This window comes from Bradyrhizobium algeriense (assembly GCF_003062295.1).
GTDB lineage: Bacteria > Pseudomonadota > Alphaproteobacteria > Rhizobiales > Xanthobacteraceae > Bradyrhizobium > Bradyrhizobium algeriense.
This window is the reverse complement of sequence record NZ_PYCN01000102.1, coordinates 1-3306: the sequence shown is the minus strand read 5'-3', so window position 1 is coordinate 3306 and position 3306 is coordinate 1. Positions and strand designations below refer to the sequence as shown.

Sequence of the window (3306 nt, the reverse complement as noted above, 5' to 3'; positions counted from 1 at the left end):
GAAGGCCGGTGTGTGGTTTCGGCGTGCTCGTCTGCTCATCGTCGCTCCTGATTCGCAGGCACCAGCGTGCCCGCTGTCAGGCAGAAACTCCACTTACCGACCTGTTCAAATTTGCGGAGCCGGCTCTGCCATCGGAACCGGTGATGCCTTCCATAAGGGCCGGGACTTTGCAGCATGGCTTGGTCTGGTACCGAAGCAAATCTCGACCGGCGATCGAACCATTCTCGGGCGCATATCGAGGCGCGGTAATCGGTACCTGCGAACGCTGTTCATTCAGGGCGCCAGAGCCGTACTTCTGCAGCGTCAGAGTTGGCCTCGGCATGGCTTCGGAGCCTGGTTGGAGGCAGCGTCCAAGCGGCTCCACTCCAATGTCTTGGTTGTTGCCCTGGCCGCAAAACTCGCGCGCATGGCCTGGAGCATGCTCGCAAAGGGCCGTGACTACGACGCCAACCTCTTGGGCCGCACCGCATAAGAAACAGGGCCGGAAAGGAAGATCCAAGGTCCGATCAGGAAGGCACAATAACCCGCCGAGGTTTGCGAGACGGAAAGGACGAATGGAGAAACGGTTCCACCGACACTTCTGAAGCCTGGTTCGACTCCATGGCCCTTCTTGAGGCCGGCGAGTTATTGAGGACAGAAGTGGGCGGATATCCATGATGGCTCGGGGCAACAGCCCCAAATTGAAGCCGGATAGATTGGCGCAAACCGCTTCATCCCTTTGTCGATTCCTCTTGCAACGCGGGCGTGGTCCATAGATCGGCGTCAAAGTCTCCGTCGCCACCACGATCGGCCACGCCAGGGGCGGCCAGTTCGTCACTCATGTGAAGGCGCTGCCCGGCAATGCCTATGACGGTCACACGCTGGCCACCGTGATCCCGGACATGGAGGCGCTCATCGGCAACATCATCGCGCGCCTCCTCACCGACAAGGGATATCGCGGCCACAACGCGCCGCCCGAATACAAGTTCAGGGTCTTCCTCTCCGGCCAGAAGCGAGGAGTGACACCCAGCATCAAGCGCGAATTGCGCCGCAGGGCCGCCGTCGAGCCCGTCATCGGCCATCTCAAAGCCGAGCACCGCATGGGCCGCAATTATCTCTGGTTCCGTCGCGGCGATGCCGCCAACGCCGTCCTCGCCGCCGTCGGCTACAACTTCCGACGCCTCATCCGATGGCTCAGGCCTTTGCTGCGCCTGTTCCTCACCGCACTCTTCCCCAACGCTCCGACCGTCCCAGCGTGAGTTCGGTATTCTTCACGGACGACTCCTTAACGTCGTCGACGTGACCGAGGAGAGTGCATGGCGGCCATTCCGGAGATATCTCCTTCCGCAACGGTTCCTTGAGCCATCCCGGCGGCGGCGGCGGCGGCAGGATATATCCTGATGTAAATGTCGTGCGAGACGGAAGGTGGCAACTTCCGTCTCGCACGACTTATGACGTCGCTTTCAGTCTACATCAGATAGGTTATTTTCTGTCCACCTCAGAGAGCGAGTATAATATTTCTGTTGGCGACTCCTAGCGACCCAAAGCATATTTTACTGCTGGAGAACGAGAGAGGATGACATCCATGATGTAAAAGTCCCCTTCGCTCAAGAAGCATGCAACCTTTGGCAAAGGCAAAAAGAGACCTTTCGAAATTTAAAAAAGACAGAGGTTGCGCCCCACCGATCGACCAGCCTGGACAGCCCTTTGCAGAACGCTAAAGTTGCGCCCCTTGAACTATATCGATGGCTAACGGCTGCACAGAAGCTGCAACTCTACGCGACCTAAGGGGCGCATCCAAAAATGCCCCTTTATTACACCGAACGACAACAACTGTGCCGGTCAGAGATCAAAAGGCGCATGTCCTCTTGGACAAGCCTCTATATGCCTATATAAACCTCATTGTTGTTTTGGGTCATCAACTCACAAGTACACGAGCCTCTCGCCGTAGTCTCCCATCATTTTTATCTCTAGCCGCGAGTATGAACCCAGTGTTTAGGGGCGGCGAGTGTCCGCTGTTGAGAGGCCGTACACTCGAGCTGGTGGACCACATTGCGAACGCGCTCAGAGCCTATAGAACCTTTCTTATGAACATGCTGGCTCACGGGGCAAGAGATGCCACTCTAACATCCGTTCAAGGCCTGGAGCAGATCCTGCCGGGGCCGCCTCTCCTGTATGTCTATATGCCGGCTGAGGCTGCCAGGCAGTGTCTCGAACGAGGAAACCTTGATCCCGTTCCGCGCAACCTCCGTCCGCGCGTGCTCCTCGATCTGGTCGTGGCGACGACGCTCCCGCCGTATGACACGAATATGTCTCGTGAAGCCGTGGCGGCCAGATACCGAGCATCTGGATGTCAGAGCCCCGCCGCCGCCGACATCGACTTTTTCATCGCTATTCCCCACACCACCGCATGGGCAGAGTTAGGCAATTCGATGTACAGTCGCGCAAGCAGCGCTTGTGATGTGGTGCTGATTGGGCCGGCGCTGTTTCGCGAACAGCCACGGATGAGGATAGCGGGCTAGGAGCTCTGTTAGACTTGGCCGATTTAGGCGTTCAATGGCTTGTTTTGATTGTGTCTGTCTTTCATTTCTGCTTCGTTGATTTGTTTTCTTTGGATGCGCTGAAGGCGCCTTTGTTTTTCATTGCGTCGTTTGGGTGTACGAACGTTGTCTTGATTAATCGAATAAGCTGGGTCCGTTTCAATAAATGGGTGGGTGGTTCAATAAATGGGTGGGTGGTTCAATAAATGGGTGGGTGGTGGTTCAATAAATGGGTGGGTGGTGGTTCAATAAATGGGTGGGTGGCAGGATATATGGCTTTGTCGCCTTTCTTTGTTTGTGCGTTCGTGCACTCGTGACGTAAGTGAACCGTCCCGGGTTTGCCGGAGGCCATTTGGTTTAAGTTAAGCTGCCATGGCCGGTTGTTCCAGCATGGCGTAGTAGCGTTGCTCGGCTTCGGCCGGCGGGATGTTTCCGATGGGCTCCAGGAGCCGTCGGTTGTTGAACCAGTCGACCCATTCGAGAGTGGCGAACTCGACGGCCTCGAAGCTGCGCCATGGCCCGCGCCGATGGATCACCTCGGCCTTGTAACCGAAGTAGCTATCCAAGGAAATTTTGACAGGCAAAGGCTTTGACGATGCAACGACGCGCGCAGAGCGGCCGCGCGCCAGCATGGAAGCTGCCTTCGAAGACGCCATGGTTTGTAAAAGTCTCGACTTAATCTGACAGAATGGTTTGGACTGGTGGGGAATGGAGCTGCGGGGCGAGCGGGAGCGCTCACCCGAACTGGCGCTCCCGCGCTGCCCCGCAGCGTCTCACACAGGAGATG

2 protein-coding genes and 2 pseudogenes are annotated in these 3306 nt (G+C 57.0%); 3 read left to right on the top strand and 1 reads right to left on the bottom strand.

The genetic code is table 11. The annotated features are described in order from the left end of the window. The 3 genes and pseudogenes from C7G61_RS42280 to C7G61_RS45425 form a co-directional block, all read left to right on the top strand. On the top strand, window positions 1–472 hold a 472-nt coding region (locus C7G61_RS42280; protein ID WP_244608776.1), incomplete at its 5' end, for a transposase. A 286-nt stretch (window positions 473–758) separates the two neighbouring features. After that, a pseudogene (locus C7G61_RS42275) lies at window positions 759–1238 on the top strand (IS5/IS1182 family transposase); the annotation flags it as partial. A 486-nt stretch (window positions 1239–1724) separates the two neighbouring features. Beyond that, window positions 1725–2501, top strand: coding sequence for a RolB family protein (locus C7G61_RS45425; RefSeq protein ID WP_108523371.1), 777 nt, complete (start codon window positions 1725–1727; stop codon window positions 2499–2501). Between the two features lie 380 nt (window positions 2502–2881). On the opposite strand, the pseudogene C7G61_RS42265 reads toward C7G61_RS45425, so the two are convergent. Continuing rightward, a pseudogene (locus C7G61_RS42265) lies at window positions 2882–3067 on the bottom strand (IS3 family transposase); the annotation flags it as partial. Between the last annotated feature and the right edge of the window lie 239 nt (window positions 3068–3306).

Bases quoted from the DNA above. Each gene is read 5' to 3' on its own strand.
- C7G61_RS45425 (WP_108523371.1), top strand. From the start codon at position 1,725: ATGGCTAACGGCTGCACAGAAGCTGCAACTCTACGCGACCTAAGGGGC.